The following is an 18873-nucleotide window of genomic DNA, read 5'->3' as shown; positions in this document are numbered from 1 at the left end:
TATGGCGATGCGTCAACTTCAGGGACAGGCGGTTGAGAAGGTCTGGGGGCAGCGCGCAATCCCTGCGATCTATAGCGACGCAGCTGGAAGGGACGAACCGGTCGGCGAGATCTGGTTCGCTGACGATGATGGCGCGAGGCTCATGGTGAAACGCCTCTTTACCTCGGAACGGCTCTCGATTCAGGTCCATCCCAACGACGAACAAGCCCGCGCGAACGGCCATGTCTGCGGGAAAGAGGAAGCGTGGTATATCCTTTCCGCTGAAGCGGGCGCGACTATCGGGGCGGGCTTTGCGCGCAAACTTTCGGACGAGGAACTTCGCGCAGCCGCGATCGACGGCAGCATTGAGGAACTGATGGTGTGGCACTCCGTCCAGCCCGGGGACTTCTTCTACGTTCCCGCCGGCACGGTTCACGCGATTGGCGCAGGTCTTTCGGTGCTCGAGATCCAGCAGAACGTCGATCTAACCTACCGCCTCTATGACTACGGCCGCGCCCGCCCCTTGCAGTTGGACGAGAGCATTGCAGCGGCCGTCCCCGAACCCTTCGTTCACCGCCCCGCGCGTGCGCTCGGACCGGGGCGCGAGGAGCTGATCGCAGCCCCGAAATTCGCGATCGAGCGGCTTGCAGGGCCATATGATCATCATATCGCAGCGAATCCGTCCAACCCGGTCTGGCTTATGCCAATCGCATCCGGCTGCACGGTCGGAAAAACCGATCTGGCACCGGGAACCGTGTGGTTGACGGACAGCCCAGTCGATATTGCCGTCGCGAATGGCGGTGAAATGCTTGCCGCGCGGGCGAGCGGCGGCCGGTCCGGCGATCACAGGGCAGAAGGTGAGGATTGACATGACACGTGCGCACACGCTTGGCAGGACAGCCGTTGCAGGAATTTTGGGCGTGATCATCGTCCTTGTCGCCGCCACCCTGCCCCATCCCGCCGATGCGCAAGCCGAAGCGCCGCGTCGGCAGCCCAACATAATCTTCATCCTGAACGATGATCAGCGCTACGACGCAATGGGCTTTCTCGACCCCGCGCTCAACACGCCGAACATGGACCGGATCGCGCGCGAGGGGGTCTATTTCCCCAACGCCTTCGTCACCACCGCACTGTGCAGCCCTAGCCGTGCCTCGATCCTCACCGGCCAATATATGCACAACCATGGAATCGCGGACAACAACATCAAGTTCCGTCCCGGCACCTTCTTCTTCCCAATGGCGCTGCAGGCCGCAGGTTATCGCACCGCCTTTATCGGCAAGTGGCACATGGGCGGGCACAGCGACGATCCGCAGCCCGGTTTTGACCGCTGGATCAGCTTCAAGGGCCAGGGCGACTATCTCCCCGACAATGGCAAGGGCGTGCGCCACACGCTCAACATCGACGGACAGCAGGTCGAGCGGAAGGGCTATATTACCGACGAGCTCAACGCCTATGCGCTCGACTGGCTGAAGCATCAAAACGGCCAGCAGCCCTTCTTCCTCTATCTCAGCCACAAGGCAGTGCATGCCGATTTCATTCCTGCCAAGCGGCACGAAGGCACGGTGAGCCGCGATGCGATCCGATTGCCCGACAGCATGGCCGACACGCCCGAGAACTACGAGGGCAAGCCGCGCTGGACCAAGGACCAACGCAATTCTTGGCATGGCGTGGAATTCCCCTATCACTCGACGCTCGATGTGGTGGATTTCAAGTTGCGTTACAACGAGACGCTGAGCGCGGTCGACGAAGGCATCGGCGAGATCCTCGCCACCTTGCAGAAGCAAGGCATGCTCGACAACACCATCGTCGTGATGATGGGCGACAACGGCTTCCTGTTCGGCGAGCACGGCATGATCGACAAGCGTAGTGCCTACGAGGAATCGATGCGGGTGCCGCTCATCGCGTTCGGCGGCGGAATGCCGAAGGGGCGCGTGGTGAACCAGATGGTCGCCAATATTGACCTTGCGCCGACCTTCCTAGCGCTGGCTGGTGTAACGGTGCCGGAAGGTGTGCGGTTCGACGGGATGAGCTATGCCGACCTGCTGATGGGCCGCCCGCTAGCCAGACCGTGGCGGACCGTGCTCAACTACGAATACTACTGGGAATATAACTACCCGCAGACCCCCACTACCTTTGCGCTGCGCGGAGATCGCTACAAGTATATCCAGTATCATGGCATCTGGGACACCGAAGAACTCTACGACCTCCAGGTGGACCCCAAGGAGATGCATAATCTCATCGCCGATCCCAAGCTGCGCCCGGTGGTGAAAAAGATGCGCGCTGAACTCTTTGCGGGCCTCGACCCGCGGCAGGGCCGATCGAGCGTGACGTTCACTGAACGGCTTGATGAAGGATCGGTGCTGCGCAATCGCAATGGATCTGGCCCAGGCGAGTTCCCCGACCGTTGGCTGCGCGACGGCACCGAGGGCGATCTGAAGAACGGCGTGAAGGCCGAAGGCGGGAAGCCTGCATCCCACTGACGATGGAGGCGCCTTAAAAAGTGCAAGAAATTGCACTCCCGCGAACTTACGATTAAGCCCGCCCATCACAAGGCTGAGGCCGGACCTGGAGAAATCGCGCAGATGTCGAAAACTGAACGCAAGCCTTCGGGCGTCGGTTTTTCTGCGCGCGACAGGGTCAATCTTCTAAGCAATGGGCTGTCCGGCACCAATCTGGAGCGCGGGAGCTCGCACAACCTGCGCGTGACGCTGCAGGCAATCCGCCTAAATGCACCGGTGACGAAGGTCGAATTGGCCGAGATCACCGGGCTGACTCCGCCCTCGATCACCAATATCACGCGCAAGCTGTTCGCTGACGGATTGATTATCGAGGCAGGTCGCCGACGCGGCGAGCGAGGGCAGCCCGCGCTGAAGCTCGCCATCAATCCGGACGGGGCCTTCTCGATCGGCGTTAATATTGACCGCGACCACATGACGATGGTGGCACTTGATTTTCTGGGCGAACTGCGGCTGCGGATCGTTGAGGACATCGAGTTTCCGATGCCCGATCAGGTACGCGACTTTGTGCGGCGCAATCTTGAGGCGATTCGCCAATCGGGTGACATCAACATGGAACGGATCGCCGGCATCGGTGTGGCCATGCCTGATGATTTCGGCGCGGTCGATCTCCCGAACCGGCCGAGCGAGTTCGGCATCTGGGAAACCGTCGACCTGAAGCATCTGCTCGGCGAACACGGGTTTGAGGTCATCATAGAGAATGATGCGACCGCCGCCGCGATCGGCGAACTCCAGTTCGGTCACGGTCGGGTTGCGCAGACCTTCTTTTACCTTCTGGTGAATGCCGGGCTCGGCGGCGGCCTCGTGATTGACGGGCATTCCGTCATCGGCTCGTCGGGCCGCAGCGGCGAGATCGGGTTCCTGCCGATAAGCCGAGTGCGGCGCAATCCGATTGTGCTGCAGGATGTTGTTTCGCTGTCGGGTCTATTCAGCCATCTCGCGCAAGAGGGTTTTTCCAATCCCGGCCCGCTCGACAAGCTCGAGCCGGACGCGATCGAAGCGGCTGGACATTGGGTGCAAAAGGCGGCCGATCTGCTGGCGGAGCCGCTCATGGTGATCAACACTGTGATCGATCCGGATGCCATCTTCATCGGCGGCCGTCTGCCGGCGGATCTTGTCAACTTGCTGTGCGACAGGTTGGCGCTCAACTTCCGACATCGCGGCGCTTCGCTGCCGGTGCGCGCCCCGATCCGGCGGGCAGAGCTGGCCGAGGATGCCGCCGCGATCGGTGCGGCTATCCTGCCCTTCACCAACCGCTTCCTGCCAAATCGCGCAGCTATGATGAAGATCGACGCCTAGGCATTGGCTTCAGCGTGCAGCGCCGTCCGATCCAGGATTGCGGCTGCAAGCGCAACCGGGCCGAGCGGACCTGCCAGGGCACCGAGCCCCGGGGGTGCGACATAGTCTTCGCTCTTGTCGAGTTCCGGCGAGCTGACATAGCCGTTGAGGCTGGTTTCAAGCTCGCGCCGGATGATGGGAAAAAGCTGGGGCTGCGCGGTAATCACCCCGCCTCCCAGAAGAATTCGGCGAGGCGTCGCAGTCAGGACAAGATTGTGCAGCATCTGTGCGATCGCATGACCGACAAGGTGCCATATCGGATCATTCTGTGCGATGAGCCCGGCGCGCATGCCTGAACGCTTCACGATAGCTGGACCAGCCGCCAGCCCTTCCACACAGTCGCCATGATAGGGGCAGGATCCCGGCCAGCTGTCTCCCTGCACTCTCGGAATGCGCATGTGCCCCAATTCTGCATGGCCAAAGCCGCAGATCGGCTGGCCACCCACGACAAGGCCCACGCCGACGCCCGTGCCGACGGTCACATAGGCGAAGTCATCGAGCCCCGCCGCCGCACCCCAGCGCATTTCCGCAAGGGCAGCGCCATTAACGTCGGTATCGAGCGCAAAGGGTACGTCAAACCCCTCCCTCAGCGCCTGCGCGATGTCGATCCCGCTCCAACCCGCCTTCGGCGTTTGCCCGATATGGCCCCAATTCGACGAAGCTTGATCCACTTCAACCGGCCCGAACGAGGCAATCCCCAAAGCGGCGATATCGCGCCGCGCATCGAACCAATTGCGCAGGATCGCCTTGATCTGCGGTAGGGTCACGCGGGGCGCGGCTGTTTCGACACGCTCCTGCGCAAGTATTTCGCCATCCGCCGTGGCGAGAACGCAAACGCATTTCGTCCCCCCCAGTTCGACGCCAGCCAGAACGGAATTAGCCATCACCTTCCCCATGTTTCACCCGGCGTCACGGCGCCACCTGCACTTCACCTGCCACGACATTCCAGCCGCGCATTCTGATCGAAACGGGAGCGGGCGCCGTCTTGGGCGACCGAATCGTGATCATGCGCCTCTCGCCCGGCAACAGCGACACGTAATTATCGCTCCAGTAAGCTGGCAGCACGCGCGCGCCCGCGGCATCGAGAAGCGACAGCTTGGCCATCAAGGCAGGCTGGCCGCTCGCGTTGGTGAGCGTCACCGCGACTTCGTGCTCGTCCGCATTGGCGACCGCTTGCGCGGCTACCTCGAGGCTGACGGGCGTCATCCGGTCCATCGTACGATAATCGGCCGGCTCGCGCGCCAGCCAGTAGAGATTTTCGCTCAGCAGACGGCCATCGTGATCGAACAGTTCGAGCTTGCTCAGCACCACCGGCGCCCGCGCGAACAGCGCATCGGGCAGGGCTTCGCCCGCATCGGTGACGCCATAGGCGGCGGCGGCGACGACAGCGGAACGTTCGTCCAGAAGCGTCCCATCGAGCGCAAAGTTGCGCACCCTCACATGCCCCCCGGCGATCGGCGCACCGAGGCTGTTGACGACCGTGACACGGCGATCGGGTAGGTTGACCTGCACGTGCACCGGCTCCGACCCCTTCTTCGCCCCGAAGAAGGCGGCGTGGGTGTCGTAATCGTGGCTGTATATTTGCCAGGTCGTGCTCGGCCAGGCGGGATGGGTCATCCATAAAAGCCGCCCGGTGTTGCGGGTGAAGAGTCCCGCGTTGAATCCCTCAAAGATCGCACGATAGGCTTCGTAATTGAGCATCTGCGCCTTGGTCTCGAAATCGGCGAGATCCTTCGGCGCGCCAAGACGGGTCTGCATTGCCTTCGTGAAGCTGGCGACATCGCCCGCCTTGCCCTGGTGCCAGTCGTGATAGGCCCAGGCATCGCTGATCGGCCACTGATCCTCTGGCGGCATCATGGTCTTGAAGGTTTCGAGCGTCGGAAACGAAGGCGTGCCGACTTCGGTCGAGAAGCCCCGGCCGATGCGGGTGAAATAGGCCTCGGGGGGCTGATAGTTCCACGGGCCACTGTTCGCCATGATGACGTCGCGCGAATTGGGCAGGTAGGCGCGGGTTCCGTCGAGGGTGCGCACGAGCTGTTCGAGGCCCACGTTAAGCACCGGCGGCGGCACGCCCTCGTTGCGGCCGATCCACAGCGCAATCGAAGGGTGGTGTTGGAAACGGCTGACGGTGTCCGCAACATTGGCGAGGAACAGTGCACTGTCGCCGGGCTCGGCATTGTGATCCTGCGTCGACATCCAGAAGTCGTTGAGCACCAACAGGCCGTATTCGTCGGCAAGGTCGTAGAATACGCTCTCGGTGTTCTGGCCCATCCAGTTGCGGATGGTGTTGACGTTGGCGTCGCGGTGGAGCCGGAAGAAGGGCTCCATCCGCTCGCGCGAGACGCGCTTCATCCAGTCGTCCATGCCCCAGTTGCCGCCGCGCACAGCAATCGGCACGCCGTTGACGCGAATCAGCAGGTGCGGAGCAAGCGATGTATTGGCGACAGTCGCCAGCGCGGGCGATCCGTCGACATCGCTGGCGAGCGAGACCGCCCAACCGTTCTCGACCTTGCGGATTCCGTCATGCGCGACATCGAGCAGCTGTTCGCCCATGCTGCGAGCGGGAGCAACAGCCACGCGCCGCAACTTTTCTGCCTGATCGACCGCGGAGAGTTCATAGCTGATCTCGCGAATGCCAAAGCGGATGGCCCGAGTATCGCTGACAGCGCCGCCGACGCGCGCGGTCAGCGCTAGGGTGTGCAGGGCGGGTTCGCCATAACCGTTTGGCCACCAGAGCCTCGGGCTGCGGATGCGCAGTTCGGCGAACTGCTCGGGCGCGAAACGCAGGCTCGTGGCTGAATTGGGGGCCAGCGTTGCGCTCTGGCGTAGCGTGACGTCGCCAAAGCGCGCCTCGAGGGCAATTTCGCGCTCCATGCCGCTGTCATTGATTACCGGAACGGAGATTGTCAGCTCAGCGAGCGAATTGTCGGGTTTGGGCAACAGGGTGCGGACATGGGGATCGCCGATGCGCACGTCGCCCGTCGCTCGCAGGAGGACATCCTGCCACACACCGGTATTGCGATCACGCACGGTCGGGATCCAGTCCCAGCCCTCGCTGGCGCCAAAGGTCGGACCGTCGATCATCATCTCGCCGCCGTTCTGGCCGGGCCCGGCGGTGAGCGACTCCTCGTGCGGCAAGCCGGGATGCGGCGGCGGTGAAACCCGCACGGCGACCGCGATGCGCTCACCGGCGCGAAAACGTGCGGGCAGGACGAAACGCCCGCGGGTGAACGCGCCCTCAATCGCGCCTAACCGCTCACCGTTGACCCATATCTCGGCCGCATAGTTGATGCCCAGAAACTCCAGCGCCTGAACATCTCGCGCACCGCTCTCGGGCCGCGCAAATTCGGCGCGCAGCCAATAGTCCTGCCTGCCGAGGCTTTCGGGGATCTGCAGATTGTTGAGGCCGAACGCGGGATCCGGATAGACCCCGGTAGCAACATAGGTCGCAAGGATCGTGCCCGGCACGGTGGCGGGCAGCCAGCCGCCGGCATCGAAACCGGGCCGTGAAATGGCCGCCGGCGCGGCGCTCACCTCGGGCGCAGGGGCGAGCCGCCACGCGCCGACAACCCAGCGCCCCTCGCTTTGAGGCGAAAGTGCAAGGGGTGAATCGAGTCGCGCGGGTGCGGCCTCCGGCACGCTCGCCGCGCGGCTGACCGGCAGGGTCGCGGGATCCTGCGGCGCAGTCATGCCGGTCGTCTGCTTGACTTGGAGAGGCCAGGTCGGGCTGCCGTTCTCGAACTGGATCAGCGTCTCGTCGGGCTTGCTCCAGGCAATCCGCTTCAACAGGGCGGGAGTGCCTCGCCAAATCAGCAGGTTGGCGATTGCGCCATGGAACACCGGCTTTGCCTCGCGGCGCGGTGCCATCACCAGCGCGACCGCAGGTGCAGACAGTCGGCTGCGCAGCACGACCGGCCGCTCCGTGCCGACCTGCAGCGTCAAGCCGCTGCCGTTCGCAGCCAGCGTTACAAGCACCCATTCGTTTGGCTTTGCCGCGGCGCGCGACACGCCACGCGCCTCGCCGCTTGCCGCGAAAACTCGCCCGCCCACCAGGCCGACTTCCGCAACATCGGACCCGGCTTCATCGATCAGCGCCATGACGATGCGCGGATCACTCTCACGCTCATGCGCGTCGGCACGCACCCACGCCTTGATGGTCCAGGCTGCCTGTGGAGCGATCGGCGAGACCAAAGTTTTGCGGATCGCATTGCCCGCCGCCGGAAACACCGCATTTACCGGCCCGACCAGCACGGTGTCGTCGGGCGCCTGAGCGTGAAGTCCTGCACAAGGCGCCACGAGCGCGCAATATGCGAGCAGAACCGCGAGCGCCCTGAGCAGCCAGATCATCGAACTCTCCCCAGATTGATTCGCCAAGCGATCAAGATTACAAAAGATATTTTTCTTATATATGTTGGATGGGGTCAAGTGCAGATCGGCATCCTCACGCGATAAGGCCAAAAATAGAGGAAACTCAGCCCGAACCCCGGCGCGAGCGTGCGCTTGAGGCGGGTCCAGCGCGCCAAGGAACCGCAATCTTAAATGAAACAATTTTCTTTACTAAACCGGAGAATCGCGTTTAGATTACGTTGCTGAAGGAAGCTAGGCGGCATCGCGGCGCAAAGGGTCGAGTGATCCTGGGTTATCGCAACGACGCGCGAAGCTTGGGGGACTTCGATAAAAACAAATGTCGAGAGAGCCGGAGATCGGCTGGGAGGGTGATGACATGAAGCAGCATCTTATCGCGTCTGGTTCCAGACTGGCCTTGATCGCCAGTGTCCTGAACATGGCATGCGCAACAGCATCGGCGCAGGACATCAAGCCAACAGGCGCCGCTGATCAACCGGTGAGCGTCGAGCAGGCCAAGGATCCGGAAAACGACATTGTCGTCGTCGGTGTGCGTCAGTCAATCGAAAGTGCCATCGACGACAAGCGCGATGCGAGCGAGATCAAGGACGTCATAAACGCCGAAGACATCGGTCAACTGGCGAATGACAACATCGCCGAAGCGCTCCAGCGCATTACGGGGGTACAGGTCAACCGGGGCAATGACGGCGAGGGCAAGCAGGTCCAGGTCCGAGGTCTTTCCGAAAATAATGTCACCATCAACGGTGCCACGGCGTCAGGCACGGGAGACGTCGATCTAAGCAACGGCAACGACCGCAGCGTCAATTTCCAAGACCTTCCCGCCGAACTTTTTGCCGGGGTCGAGATTCTCAAGGCACTTACCGCCGACCAGATCGAAGGCTCGCTGGGCGGGACGATCAATCTTCAGACACGCGCGCCGCTCAACGGCAAGCGCGATTTGATCGTCAATCTTTCGGGCACAGCTAAATTCGCCGAAGTAGGCGACCTCAGCCGTCAGGACGGCAATCTCTTCGTGCAGAAGAAGTTCAGGGACACACCGCTTGGTGATTTCGGCGTTATTCTCAACTTCGGTTACAAGGAAATTGCGAGCTACGCCTATGTCTATGGCGGAAATGAGGTAATCGATGCGCCCGGCATCTGGACGCGCAAGACCGGCGATGTCGATCCGCCCGCCAGCGTCGGCGCCAATCAGTCTGCGGCCAATTACAACTTCTTTCAGCTCACCAATATTCCCAATGCTGTCGGGGGCGGCAACCGACCCAACCCTTATCGTTATGCCTTTGACGATCCCAATGGCGACGGCTTGAGCAATGCCAGCGACGTCTATTACATCCCGGGCGCCTTTGGCGTCTCCGAACGCGTGCGCGACGATACCCGAAAATCGTTCAACGGCACGTTGCAATGGAAGCCGGCGTCGAACCTCGACATCCGCTTCGATGCCGTGCTGACTGATATCAACGAGAGCCTGACGGGCGCAAACATGAACATCGTCTCGAACATCCCCCGTTCGGGAATTCTGGTCGGCGGCCCCGCCGCCACTTATGAACAGCTGGGCACCTCGGCGGGCTTTGGCGACGTCTATGTGCTGACCGGCGGGCGCCTGGCGTCCTTCACCACCCGCGTGGGGGCGGCGCCCTCGATCAACGAGGTTTCGCGCAAGTCGCAGCAATTCTCGGCTGAGGCGACCTGGGATGCGACCCCTAACCTCAGTTTCTTCGTGAAAGGCGCCACCTCGCGCGGCAAGGCAAGAACGCTCGATTTCGGGCAGCTCAGCGCGAGCATTGAACAGCAAGGGGGCGCCAACCCGGTCTTCAACGCCCAGGACTTCTACAACATCGTCGACTTTCAGCTCGGCGACAACAAGATCCCGAACGTAACCTTCTATGAAAACCCCTTCCCGTCTACGGCCTATGGGGTGAATTCGGTGGTGCCGGAAGATCAACTGGTCGTGCTCAACCCTGGCGATCTAAGCTATAACCGTTATCGCTACCGGCAATTCCAGCGCAACGCGGCCGATACCGAGAACACCGATGATTCAGTTCGCTTTGATGCGACCTGGGAAACCGACACCGATTTCTTCAATTCTTTCCAGGCAGGTTTCCGCTGGTCGGAACGCAGCTTTGAGCGGGCGCGCTACGAAAACGCGAACGAAGGCGGAAACATCGCGGCAATAGCGGGACAGGGCGTGCGCGATCCCGTACGGGCGGTCAACGTGTGGGCGGTGCCGCTCAATCCGGCCAACACCACCAACCCCGGCGCAGCGGCGACGTCCACCTTCCTCAGCAGCTGCCTTACTACAGCAGGCAATCCGGACATACTGAAGCGCTATGGTGGCAATCTGCCGATGACCTTCGGCTCTACAGCCGGGTGTGATGTTGCGAGCATCGCGCAGTACTTCAATCTGTTCGACATCCGCGCGGTCGATCCGGTTGCGGGCTCGGGATATTACGAGGTCGAGGACGAACGCTTCCGCGTCACCGAGGCAACGATGGCCGGATATCTGCGGGCGAACTTCAGCACCGATTTCGGCAATGTGCGGATGTTCGGCAATGTCGGCCTGCGTTATGTGGAAACGAAAACATCCTCATCGGGCTACCTGCTCAATCCGGGCACGCCGGTAAGCTATAGCATGGTGACCTTTCGCAATCGCTATGACGACTGGCTGCCCTCGGCCAACGTCAACTTTGGGCTATCCAAGCAGCTAGTCGCTCGCCTCGCCTATTCTCGCACGCTGGGTCGCCCAGCGCTGACGCAGATTTCGCCGGGGCTGGAACTGACTCGCTCCGACGTCGATCCGAATTTCGCGGGCTTCGGTGTGGCCGGCAATCCGTTCCTCGATCCGATCCACTCCGACAATTTTGATGCTTCACTGGAGTGGTATTACGGCAAGGGCAGCTACCTGTCGGTCGCGGCCTTCATGAAGAATATCGACACCACGATCTTCCGCGATCCGGTGCCCACGCCGCGCGACATCAACGGCGAGACTTTTTCGGTCACCACCTTCGGCAATTTCGGCGGGACCAAACTCAAGGGCATCGAGGTGGGCGCGGCGCACGCTTTCACATATCTGCCCGGACCGCTGCGCTTCCTGGGGGTGACGGGCAACTTCACCTATATCGACGAAAGCAGCGACCTTCGCGATCAGGAAGGCGATCCGATCAGTCGTCGGGGGCTGTCGAAATACACCTTCAACGCCGGTGCTTATTACGACGACAAGAGGTTCAATCTGCGCGTCGCCTATAATTGGCGCTCCGCGTTCACACGCCGCGAGATCGTGCAACTGGGCTTCGCCCGTCCGGAGGCGTTGCCAGAGATCGAGGCGGCGCGCGGCCAGCTCGATCTGGCGGCACGCTTCAACATCAACCGCAACCTGCGCTTTACGATTGACGCAACGAACCTCACAAACACGGGCACCTTCCGTTATCTGAAGTACGAACAGCTGGTGAACTATGTCTCGCTGGCCGGGCGGCGCTTCAACTTTGGCGTGCAGGTAAACTTCTGATGCAGAGGCCGCGCGTCATGCCCGTATGGCGCACGGCCGCTCTCCGGCTAGGGGCGGCGGGGGCGCTTGCGATCAGCGCAGGCGCCCCCGCGAGCGCGCAGGAAGGCGCCAGCTGCGCCGCAGATCCCGAGGCCGCGGCGCGCAGCTACAATTATATCCTCGGCACGCAGGCGATCGGCGGGTCCTATCAGTTTGGCAAGGGCAACCGTCTCATCGAGCAGGCCGAGAATGTGCGGGACATGGGCTCCAATCTGCTCAAGATCTCACTCGCGCAGGGCGCTGCGCCGAACTACGGCTCAGCCGACGCTGCACGCAAGGCCAAGGCAACGCTCGAATATGTCGAGGCGGCGCCCGCTTTGCAGCAGGCGCTGGATATGGACTTCACCTATTATCAGGCGTGGGTTCATTCCTTCACCGGGGCCAATTGGCGCGATGGGGTCGATATGATCGAGGCGCGGCAATATTACGACGAGATGTACGCCCTGACTGCGTGGCTGCTTAAACGCTATTCGGGTACCGGCAAGGTCTTCCTGCTTGGCAACTGGGAGGGCGACTGGATGCTCCTCGGCCGCCAGGACCGCGAAGCCGACCCCTCGCCGACGGCGGTCGCAGGAATGATCGCATGGATGAAGATCCGCCAGCTCGCTGTTGACAATGCAAGGGCTGCGGTCGCGCACAAGGATGTCGCTGTCTACCACTATATCGAGGTGAACCTTGTCAGGAAGGCGATGGCCGGTCGCATCAGCATGGCCCTTTCGGTGCTACCCGAGGTCAATCCGGACCTGGTGTCCTATTCGGCTTACGAGGCGATCAAGCAATCGCCCCAGCCCGACCTCATATCGATCCGCGAGCCGCTCGAGCAGACCCTTGCCTGGCTCGAAAGCCAGCTGCCCCCCAAGGACGGCGTGCCGTTCAGGCGCCGCGTATTCATCGGTGAATACGGCTATCATGCCGAAAAGTCCAAGCCGCAGACGGTTAAGCAGCAATATGTGAAGAGCCGCTTCGTCATGCAGAGCGCCGTCGCTCTCGACCTGCCGTTTGCGCTGATCTGGCAAATGTACAACAACGAATATGCCGAGAATGGTACGTCGAAGGAGATGTCTCTTATCGACGAGAGCGGGCGCAAACGCGCACTCTATGCGCTGCATCAGACATACTTGGGCGAGATGAAGTCCTTCGTTGCGCTGTCCTGCCGGGACACAGGCAATGTCCCAAGCCCCGCTGCCTTCCGGATGCGGGCGCTGGAGGTGCTCAAGGCATCGGGCTTCGAGAAGATGGACGCGCTCGCGAGATCCGCAGCACGATGAGGGTGCTAGTCGGTCGGCGCCGATAGATAGCCCAGCTTACCGAGAAAGGCGTCCATCGCCGCCAGTGTCTCGGCATAGTAACGCGGCGAGCGGCTGCGGGCGAAGAAGGCATGCGGCTGGCCTTCGTATAGCGCGAGCCGGCATTCCGCGCCTGCTGCCCGCACTTTTTCGCAATAGGCCTCGCCGGTGGCGACCGGGATCAGCGCATCGTGCGTGCCGAGCATGATGAGCGTAGCAGGATGGCCGGGCTGCACATTATGGAGCGGCGAGAACGCCTGCCAGTAACCGGACACGCGATCATTCCCGTAGCCATCGGGGCTGTTGTCGATCACCGGATTAAATAACACCAACGCCGAAGGACGATAGGACACACGCGGATCGTCGGCCGGATCCTCGAACCCCGAGCTGGTTGCGAGCGCTGCGGCGAGCTGGCCGCCCGCCGAACCGCCCCCCGCAGCAATGCGCACGGGATCGATGCCGAGCGCCGCGGCATGGCCGCGAAGATAGCGCATTGCGGAAATCGCATCGGACAGCGCGGCGCGCGGATCGGTGCCGTCCGCCCCACCGAGGCGATAGTCGGCGGAGACGGCCACCATGCCCTCACCGGCCAGATGGCGCGCCTGATCGTAGAACCGCAGCGCATCGCCTTCCACCCAGCCGCCACCGTGAAAAAGGATGATCGCGGGCCGCGGGCCGGCGAACTTCGCTGCATCGGGGGTAAACACATGGAGATAAAGCGTACGGCGTGCCGTCTTTTTGTAACCGACCAGGCGCGGTGAGATCTCATCCGACCCTGGCGCTACCGTTGCGGCGGGCTCGGCCTGCGCATGGGGGAATGCACAGCACAGCAGCGCTAGCAAAGTCGTCAGCCAGCGGGCGTAACGCTTCGACGACATCATCACCCTTGCCTCCTGCGGTGGAAATCCACCTCCAAATCTATGCGGGTTTGCCGAAAGTCTGACAAGGGGGCGGCTGGCCAGAGAGATTCATCCTAACATGCTGGTATAAATATCTTTTCGAAGATGCCTGTCTTCAACGCCGCGCCATGGGGATCACCTGCTCCCACTGCCGACGCCAACTCAACGCGATAGCAGGATATTTCCGGCCCCAATGTCCTTCCTCGAAGGCCTCCAGCGCCGCTAGGCCCGCATCGGCACTTTCCGCGCGGTAGACGCTGCGCAGGGACTGGGCGATTGCCTTGCGGTCCTTCCAGGACGCGAAGCTCATGCTGTTTCTGATCAGGCGCACGATGCAGGTCTGAACGACCGTTTCCGGGAACACTGCGTTGATCGCATCCGGGAAGCCCTTCAGACCATCGACGACGGCGATCAGGATATCGGCGACGCCCCGATTCTTGAGCTCGTTCATGACGCGCATCCAGAACTTCGCGCCTTCGGTTTGTTAGATCCAGATACCCAGGATTTCCTTGGTGCCGTCGGGCAAAATGCCGAGCGCGATGTACACCGCCTTATTGCGAACGAAGCCCTCGTCGCGGATCTTGACCCGGATCGCGTCGAAGAACACGAGCGGATAGCAGGCATCGAGCGGTCGCCCCTGCCATTCCGTCACCGTCTCCAGCACAGCGTCCGTCACCGTCGAGATCAGGTCCGGCGACACATCGATGCCGCAAAGCTCCTCGAGGTGCCCGCGGATCTCGCGCACCGTCATGCCGCGCGCGTACATCGAGATGATTTTCGTATCGAAGTCAGGAAAGCGTCGCAGATATTTGCCGATCAGCTTCGGATCGAAGGTGCCCGACCGATCGCGTGGAATATCCAGCGTCACCCTCGAAGAGCCGGTCAGCATCGTCTTCTTCGAGCTGCCGTTGCGGCGATTATCGCCGCCGGCCTCCGCTTCATATCCCAAGTGATCGTCCAACTCGGCAGCGAGCATCCGCTCCGAAAGCGCCTTCTTCAACTCGTCAATCAGCCCGTCCCGGGCGAACAACTCCTCAGGATCACGACCCGCCAGAAGCTGATCCAGTAATTCCTTGTCGATTGCCATATCGATGGTCCTTTCTTTTCCATCTATATGGCCCCGCGCACAAAATTACTGACAGGCCCCATCACTCAAACGGGTTGCCTTCACTTTTTGCACATCCGGCTCTTACTCCAGTCCAAACCCCGGTTGGCGCGGACAACGCCGCGCATTGTCTCGCGCTCTTCCCCGGAAAGTAGAGGGATGGTTACCCCGGCTGCGACGGCATCGCCGAACACTTCGCCAAGCTCGCGATCCAACTCGGCGTCGCTGACCGGGGGGCCCCAGCAAGCATAATGGCCCTGGCATGCGACGTCGCACGTCCGGCTTACCGGCTTGCGGGCATATTCTTCACAGGTACAGGCGCACCCCGTGCCCGCCGAGGCTGCTTCGAATTCGGCTTCGCTGATGCAAGCGCGAGCGGGTGGAGGGCCAAGGACGGGGAGAGGTCCGGGCGTATCCGCTCGAGGTGAGTTTCCGCTGTCGTCACGGGTGGTGGTCGCGGTGGGGCGTTCGCGCAACGGCGGCGGCGCGGGCAAGCGATGCAGTGTTACATCGCCGTCGTAATCCGGCTGTTGCCCGGCCAGGCCGCCCGCCACCGTCAGCGATATACTGGCGGCAGCTAGCGTCAATACTGCGGCGATTTTGCGCTTCATTCCAGATTTCCCAGTGCGAAAGTGGAAGGGCGACCGGCTGCAATCCATCGACAGACAGCCATTGCGAGAATGGCAGGTTCGAGAGCTCTCATGCTTTGCGCGATCTGCGCGGATAATTGTGGATCTCCTTCACCCGCTCCGGCAGCGGTAGCGCGGATGAAGGCATCAAGATCGGCGTCGCTGACCATCGTTCCTTGACACTGGGCTACGGTTCCGGCTCCGCTCCCGGCCCGGCTGCCGGCGAACCTGTTGCCTGCTGCCGGATCGATTTCGTCGTCGGCAGGGGTGTCTGATCGCTCCTCCAGCGGCATAGCCATCATGGCGGCCATGTCCTGAACGATCAGCTGTTGAAATTCGGACCGTGCGGGATCAACCTGATATCGTCCCCCCGGGCCGACGGGGAAGACGCCAGGTGTAGAGAAAGACACCTGGACCGTCCCGGCGGCGACGATCGGCTCGCGACAGGCGGCTTCATCGTCGGCATTCGGTTCGTAGAGCGTTGCCGAAACCGAACCCATCAACAAGCCAGGCTGATTCACGCTTATCTCGACCGTTGCGTTGGTTTGATAGGATAGCACGTCTACGCAGCCATTGCCGATCGGTCGGGTCTGTCTGGCGGTCAGCGAGGTCAAAGCGGCGGAATTTTCACCGGGCTGCCGGTCGAGCGGTTCGACCTCGACGCGCGCCGGAAAGCGGCCGACCACCCCCTCTTCTGGGCGCTTCATGGCGATCGCGATAGTCGCGCCGTTCAAGTTGCCGCCCATAGCCCTCGCCTGAAGCGCGCCGGCCCTTGCCTCGAACTGCTGGCCTTGCTGATATAGCTCGCCCAGCGTTTTTACGGCGTAATTGCCAAGCCCGCCCTGCGGATATTGCATGGCGATGCCCGCCGATAATATCTCGCCAGCGCGGGCAATTTCGCTCGCGTCACCCGAAACGATCGACAGCGCCACGATATCTCCGCAGGCAAGGACCGCCGCTTGCCGGGCATCGCAGCTCTCATCAGGAGTTGGGTCGACAAGCAGCGGATCGGCCTGCTGGATCTCCGGCGTTCCCTTGAGTTTCGGCAAGGGCTTCTTGCGTTTCTTTCCTCCAGCGCCATCGACGCTGTGGGTTCCTGCTAATGTACTGGCCGCCACGGGCCGGACAAAATTGAGCAGCACGTCGTGGGTCTTTTGCCGATCCGGATCGGACGGCGCATTGATCAGGAGCACCGTTTGCCATCCGCGCAGACCATTTGGATCTTCGGGTCGCAGCGGCGCAAAACCGGCATTCCAGACCAGCGCGCAATTCGTCCCGCTCGCTCCCGCTTTCGCCTTGAAGGACTTCGGCTGGGCAAGCAGCTGCCCGCGCGTGCCGAGTTCAAGGTCGTCGCAAACGCCGTTGCCGGATGCCGCTACGCTGAACGGTGCGGGGGGAGCCGCGGCGTTGGTTCCGGTGGCGTTCTCGATGGGCATTTTGACGCGCATGCATTGCGCTGCATAGGGGTGGACCGTCACCCTCAGCGACGCAGCAGTCGCTTGGGTGAGGTCGATATTCTTGCACGAGCGCGTCCAAAGCAATGCGTCGAAATAGGGTGCAGCAAGCTTGTCGGTGCGGTTTTTGACGACGATGTCGGGTAGGTCGGCCAATTCGGTGACCATCTCCGAAAAGACCTGCCGCAAACCGCCGCGCCAGATGGGAACCGTCGTCCCGCGCCTGGAGTAAGTTGCCGCCTTGAGCCCGGAATCGGTCCATTTCAGCCAAGCGTGCGAATTTGTCGGATCGGACGGCCCAGGCCGATCGAGCATCTTTTTGTAAGCAAGAAGTCCCGCAGGTCGGCCGCGCATGACATGGCGCCAAAATGAACCCGTCTGATAGCCGGCATAATCGAGATATCCGTCCGAATGGAGATTTCCGTCCTCATCGCGGAGAAGCTCTCTGAAATATTCGGGATGATCGATCGGATACAGGCCTGTATCGCGATTGATATCCAGCGGGACATCATAACGGCGAAGTCCAAGAAAAAAGGAGAAATTGGCGTTTTTCAGCCCCTTGGTCTTCAGCGCGATGGCCTTGCGGCTGAAGCCCGGTTCGCGTTCCAGCAAGCCGTAGCCAATGCCGTTGGCCTGCCCTTCGACCAGCCAGAACGGCGCCCCGCCTGCTTTCGTGCCCGGTGATTTTTCATATTGCCGCAAATGTATGAGCTCGTGCGAAATCAGCAGTTCGGCGTTCCAGGCAGAAATGGCGTCGGCGAACATCCTGAAGCTGAACTGCCCGCTCTTGCACCAATTTTCTGCCCCCTTTGCCGCTCCGCCTCCGCACAAGTCATATTTTGCTGTCAGGGGAATCTGGAAAGGCCCCTTGTAGGGCAGGTTGTCGCCCGCGCTGGCGGCCGCCGGATTGGCCTTGGCGCGCTTTATGTAGAATGCGTTGATCTTGCCGTTCTGGCGGGTGTCGATGTGCGGGGGGCTTCCGAACTTATCGCGATGGAGGTCGAAAATTCCGCGTGCCTTGGCCATGACCTCGGGGGGAACGGCGATCTCCTTGTCGGTCGTAAGATCGACGCCGAAGACTTCAAGCTCGGCAGGCGGAGCCTTGCTGTCCTGCGCGGCGGCAAGACTGCTCAACGCGGTCGAGCCGGCCATGGCGATCCAAAAGGCGTGCATGGTTGATCGGCTCGAAAACATCAGGCGTCTCCTGCTGCGCTGCAAGGCAACAGCGATAGGGTGGCTGGGCGGCAAGGAGGCCGCGCCGGAAAGGGGAGGCTGAGCACAATTCCGAAGTCCGCAATCACCGGGTATCGGGCGCGGCGAAGTAAGAAAAATCGAACCCGAAGTCGGCCTTGCTGTTCATCGCCTGGCCATGCCGCGCCCGCGGGCCGGAGCCATGGCGGAGGATTACGATCAGAGGATCTTCGGCGTCGGCCGATAGCGGAATCGCAAAGACAAGATCCTTTTGCAGTACGCGGCCCGATACGGTGCCGCCAGCACCGATCCATTCGCACGGCTCGGCCGCCGGATCCTCGCAAATGCCGCGCCCCGCAACCCAGCTGATCGTTGCGACCGGCGCGCCCATCGAGTGGATCACCTGGATCCGCAGCATGTCCGCCCCGCCGCGGGTATGAATGCGCGGGTCGTCGCGATCGAGCTTGAAATTGCCATGCCACGCGCCGACCGCTTCGCGGCCGACCTCTTCCTCCGCGACGGCGGCCAGCGGCGTGAAAAGGAGCGCGAGCCCTGCCGTAAGCGACACAG

The 18873-nt window shown here is 61.9% G+C and carries 11 protein-coding genes and 1 pseudogene; 5 read left to right on the top strand and 7 right to left on the bottom strand.

Translation table 11 applies throughout. From position 1 onward, the window contains the following. Position 1 precedes the first annotated feature (1 nt). The 3 genes from MU856_RS15730 to MU856_RS15720 all read left to right on the top strand — a co-directional run bounded on the left by MU856_RS15730 (position 2) and on the right by MU856_RS15720 (position 3794). Complete coding sequence (locus tag MU856_RS15730; protein ID WP_263587894.1) at positions 2-847, top strand: class I mannose-6-phosphate isomerase; 846 nt, start codon at positions 2-4, stop codon at positions 845-847. Then, complete coding sequence (locus MU856_RS15725) at positions 774-2459, top strand: sulfatase (RefSeq protein WP_263587893.1); 1686 nt, start codon at positions 774-776, stop codon at positions 2457-2459. Before MU856_RS15730 ends, MU856_RS15725 begins: the two co-directional genes overlap by 74 nt. A 102-nt stretch (positions 2460-2561) precedes the next feature. Continuing rightward, positions 2562-3794: an ROK family transcriptional regulator gene (locus MU856_RS15720; RefSeq protein ID WP_263587892.1), complete on the top strand. Its 1233-nt coding sequence runs from the start codon at positions 2562-2564 to the stop codon at positions 3792-3794. On the opposite strand, the gene MU856_RS15715 is transcribed toward MU856_RS15720, so the two are convergent. Both MU856_RS15715 and MU856_RS15710 read right to left on the bottom strand, forming a co-directional pair. After that, on the bottom strand, positions 3791-4729 hold the full coding sequence (locus tag MU856_RS15715) for an ROK family protein (protein ID WP_263587891.1): 939 nt from the start codon (positions 4727-4729) through the stop codon (positions 3791-3793). The genes MU856_RS15720 and MU856_RS15715 overlap by 4 nt on opposite strands. Before the next feature lie 13 nt (positions 4730-4742). After that, positions 4743-8180, bottom strand: a complete 3438-nt coding sequence (locus tag MU856_RS15710) for a glycosyl hydrolase 2 galactose-binding domain-containing protein (protein WP_263587890.1) — start codon at positions 8178-8180, stop codon at positions 4743-4745. Between the two features lie 376 nt (positions 8181-8556). Between MU856_RS15710 and MU856_RS15705 the strand changes: the two genes are divergently transcribed. Further along, complete coding sequence (locus MU856_RS15705) at positions 8557-11700, top strand: TonB-dependent receptor (RefSeq protein WP_263587889.1); 3144 nt, start codon at positions 8557-8559, stop codon at positions 11698-11700. 239 nt (positions 11701-11939) lie between these two features. Further along, positions 11940-13007, top strand: a complete 1068-nt coding sequence (locus MU856_RS15700) for a hypothetical protein (RefSeq protein WP_263587888.1) — start codon at positions 11940-11942, stop codon at positions 13005-13007. A 5-nt stretch (positions 13008-13012) separates the two neighbouring features. Here MU856_RS15700 and MU856_RS15695 read toward each other — a convergent pair whose 3' ends face one another. From MU856_RS15695 to MU856_RS15675, 5 genes and pseudogenes are all read right to left on the bottom strand, one after another. Further along, on the bottom strand, positions 13013-13906 hold the full coding sequence (locus tag MU856_RS15695) for an alpha/beta hydrolase (protein ID WP_263588984.1): 894 nt from the start codon (positions 13904-13906) through the stop codon (positions 13013-13015). Between the two features lie 148 nt (positions 13907-14054). Then, positions 14055-15011, bottom strand: a pseudogene (locus MU856_RS15690) (IS256 family transposase); the annotation flags it as partial. Between the two features lie 80 nt (positions 15012-15091). Continuing rightward, a complete protein-coding gene (locus tag MU856_RS15685) occupies positions 15092-15640 on the bottom strand; it encodes a hypothetical protein (protein WP_263587887.1) in 549 nt (182 codons plus the stop codon). Continuing rightward, entirely contained in the window at positions 15637-18306 is a 2670-nt protein-coding gene (locus tag MU856_RS15680; protein ID WP_263587886.1) for a hypothetical protein, read from the bottom strand. Before MU856_RS15680 ends, MU856_RS15685 begins: the two co-directional genes overlap by 4 nt. Before the next feature lie 103 nt (positions 18307-18409). Then, entirely contained in the window at positions 18410-18871 is a 462-nt protein-coding gene (locus tag MU856_RS15675) for a hypothetical protein (RefSeq protein ID WP_263587885.1), read from the bottom strand. Between the last annotated feature and the right edge of the window lie 2 nt (positions 18872-18873).

Source organism: Sphingopyxis sp. GC21 (assembly GCF_025727575.1).
GTDB lineage: Bacteria > Pseudomonadota > Alphaproteobacteria > Sphingomonadales > Sphingomonadaceae > Sphingopyxis > Sphingopyxis terrae_A.
The sequence above is the reverse complement of the archived record's forward strand: the minus strand, read 5'-3'. Positions and strand labels throughout refer to the sequence as shown.

Bases quoted from the DNA above. Each gene is read 5' to 3' on its own strand.
- MU856_RS15730 (WP_263587894.1), top strand. From the start codon at position 2: ATGGCGATGCGTCAACTTCAGGGACAGGCGGTTGAGAAGGTCTGGGGG.
- MU856_RS15725 (WP_263587893.1), top strand. From the start codon at position 774: ATGGCGGTGAAATGCTTGCCGCGCGGGCGAGCGGCGGCCGGTCCGGCG.
- MU856_RS15720 (WP_263587892.1), top strand. From the start codon at position 2,562: ATGTCGAAAACTGAACGCAAGCCTTCGGGCGTCGGTTTTTCTGCGCGC.
- MU856_RS15715 (WP_263587891.1), bottom strand. From the start codon at position 4,729: ATGGGGAAGGTGATGGCTAATTCCGTTCTGGCTGGCGTCGAACTGGGG.
- MU856_RS15710 (WP_263587890.1), bottom strand. From the start codon at position 8,180: ATGATCTGGCTGCTCAGGGCGCTCGCGGTTCTGCTCGCATATTGCGCG.
- MU856_RS15705 (WP_263587889.1), top strand. From the start codon at position 8,557: ATGAAGCAGCATCTTATCGCGTCTGGTTCCAGACTGGCCTTGATCGCC.
- MU856_RS15700 (WP_263587888.1), top strand. From the start codon at position 11,940: ATGGGCTCCAATCTGCTCAAGATCTCACTCGCGCAGGGCGCTGCGCCG.
- MU856_RS15695 (WP_263588984.1), bottom strand. From the start codon at position 13,906: ATGATGTCGTCGAAGCGTTACGCCCGCTGGCTGACGACTTTGCTAGCG.
- MU856_RS15685 (WP_263587887.1), bottom strand. From the start codon at position 15,640: ATGAAGCGCAAAATCGCCGCAGTATTGACGCTAGCTGCCGCCAGTATA.
- MU856_RS15680 (WP_263587886.1), bottom strand. From the start codon at position 18,306: ATGTTTTCGAGCCGATCAACCATGCACGCCTTTTGGATCGCCATGGCC.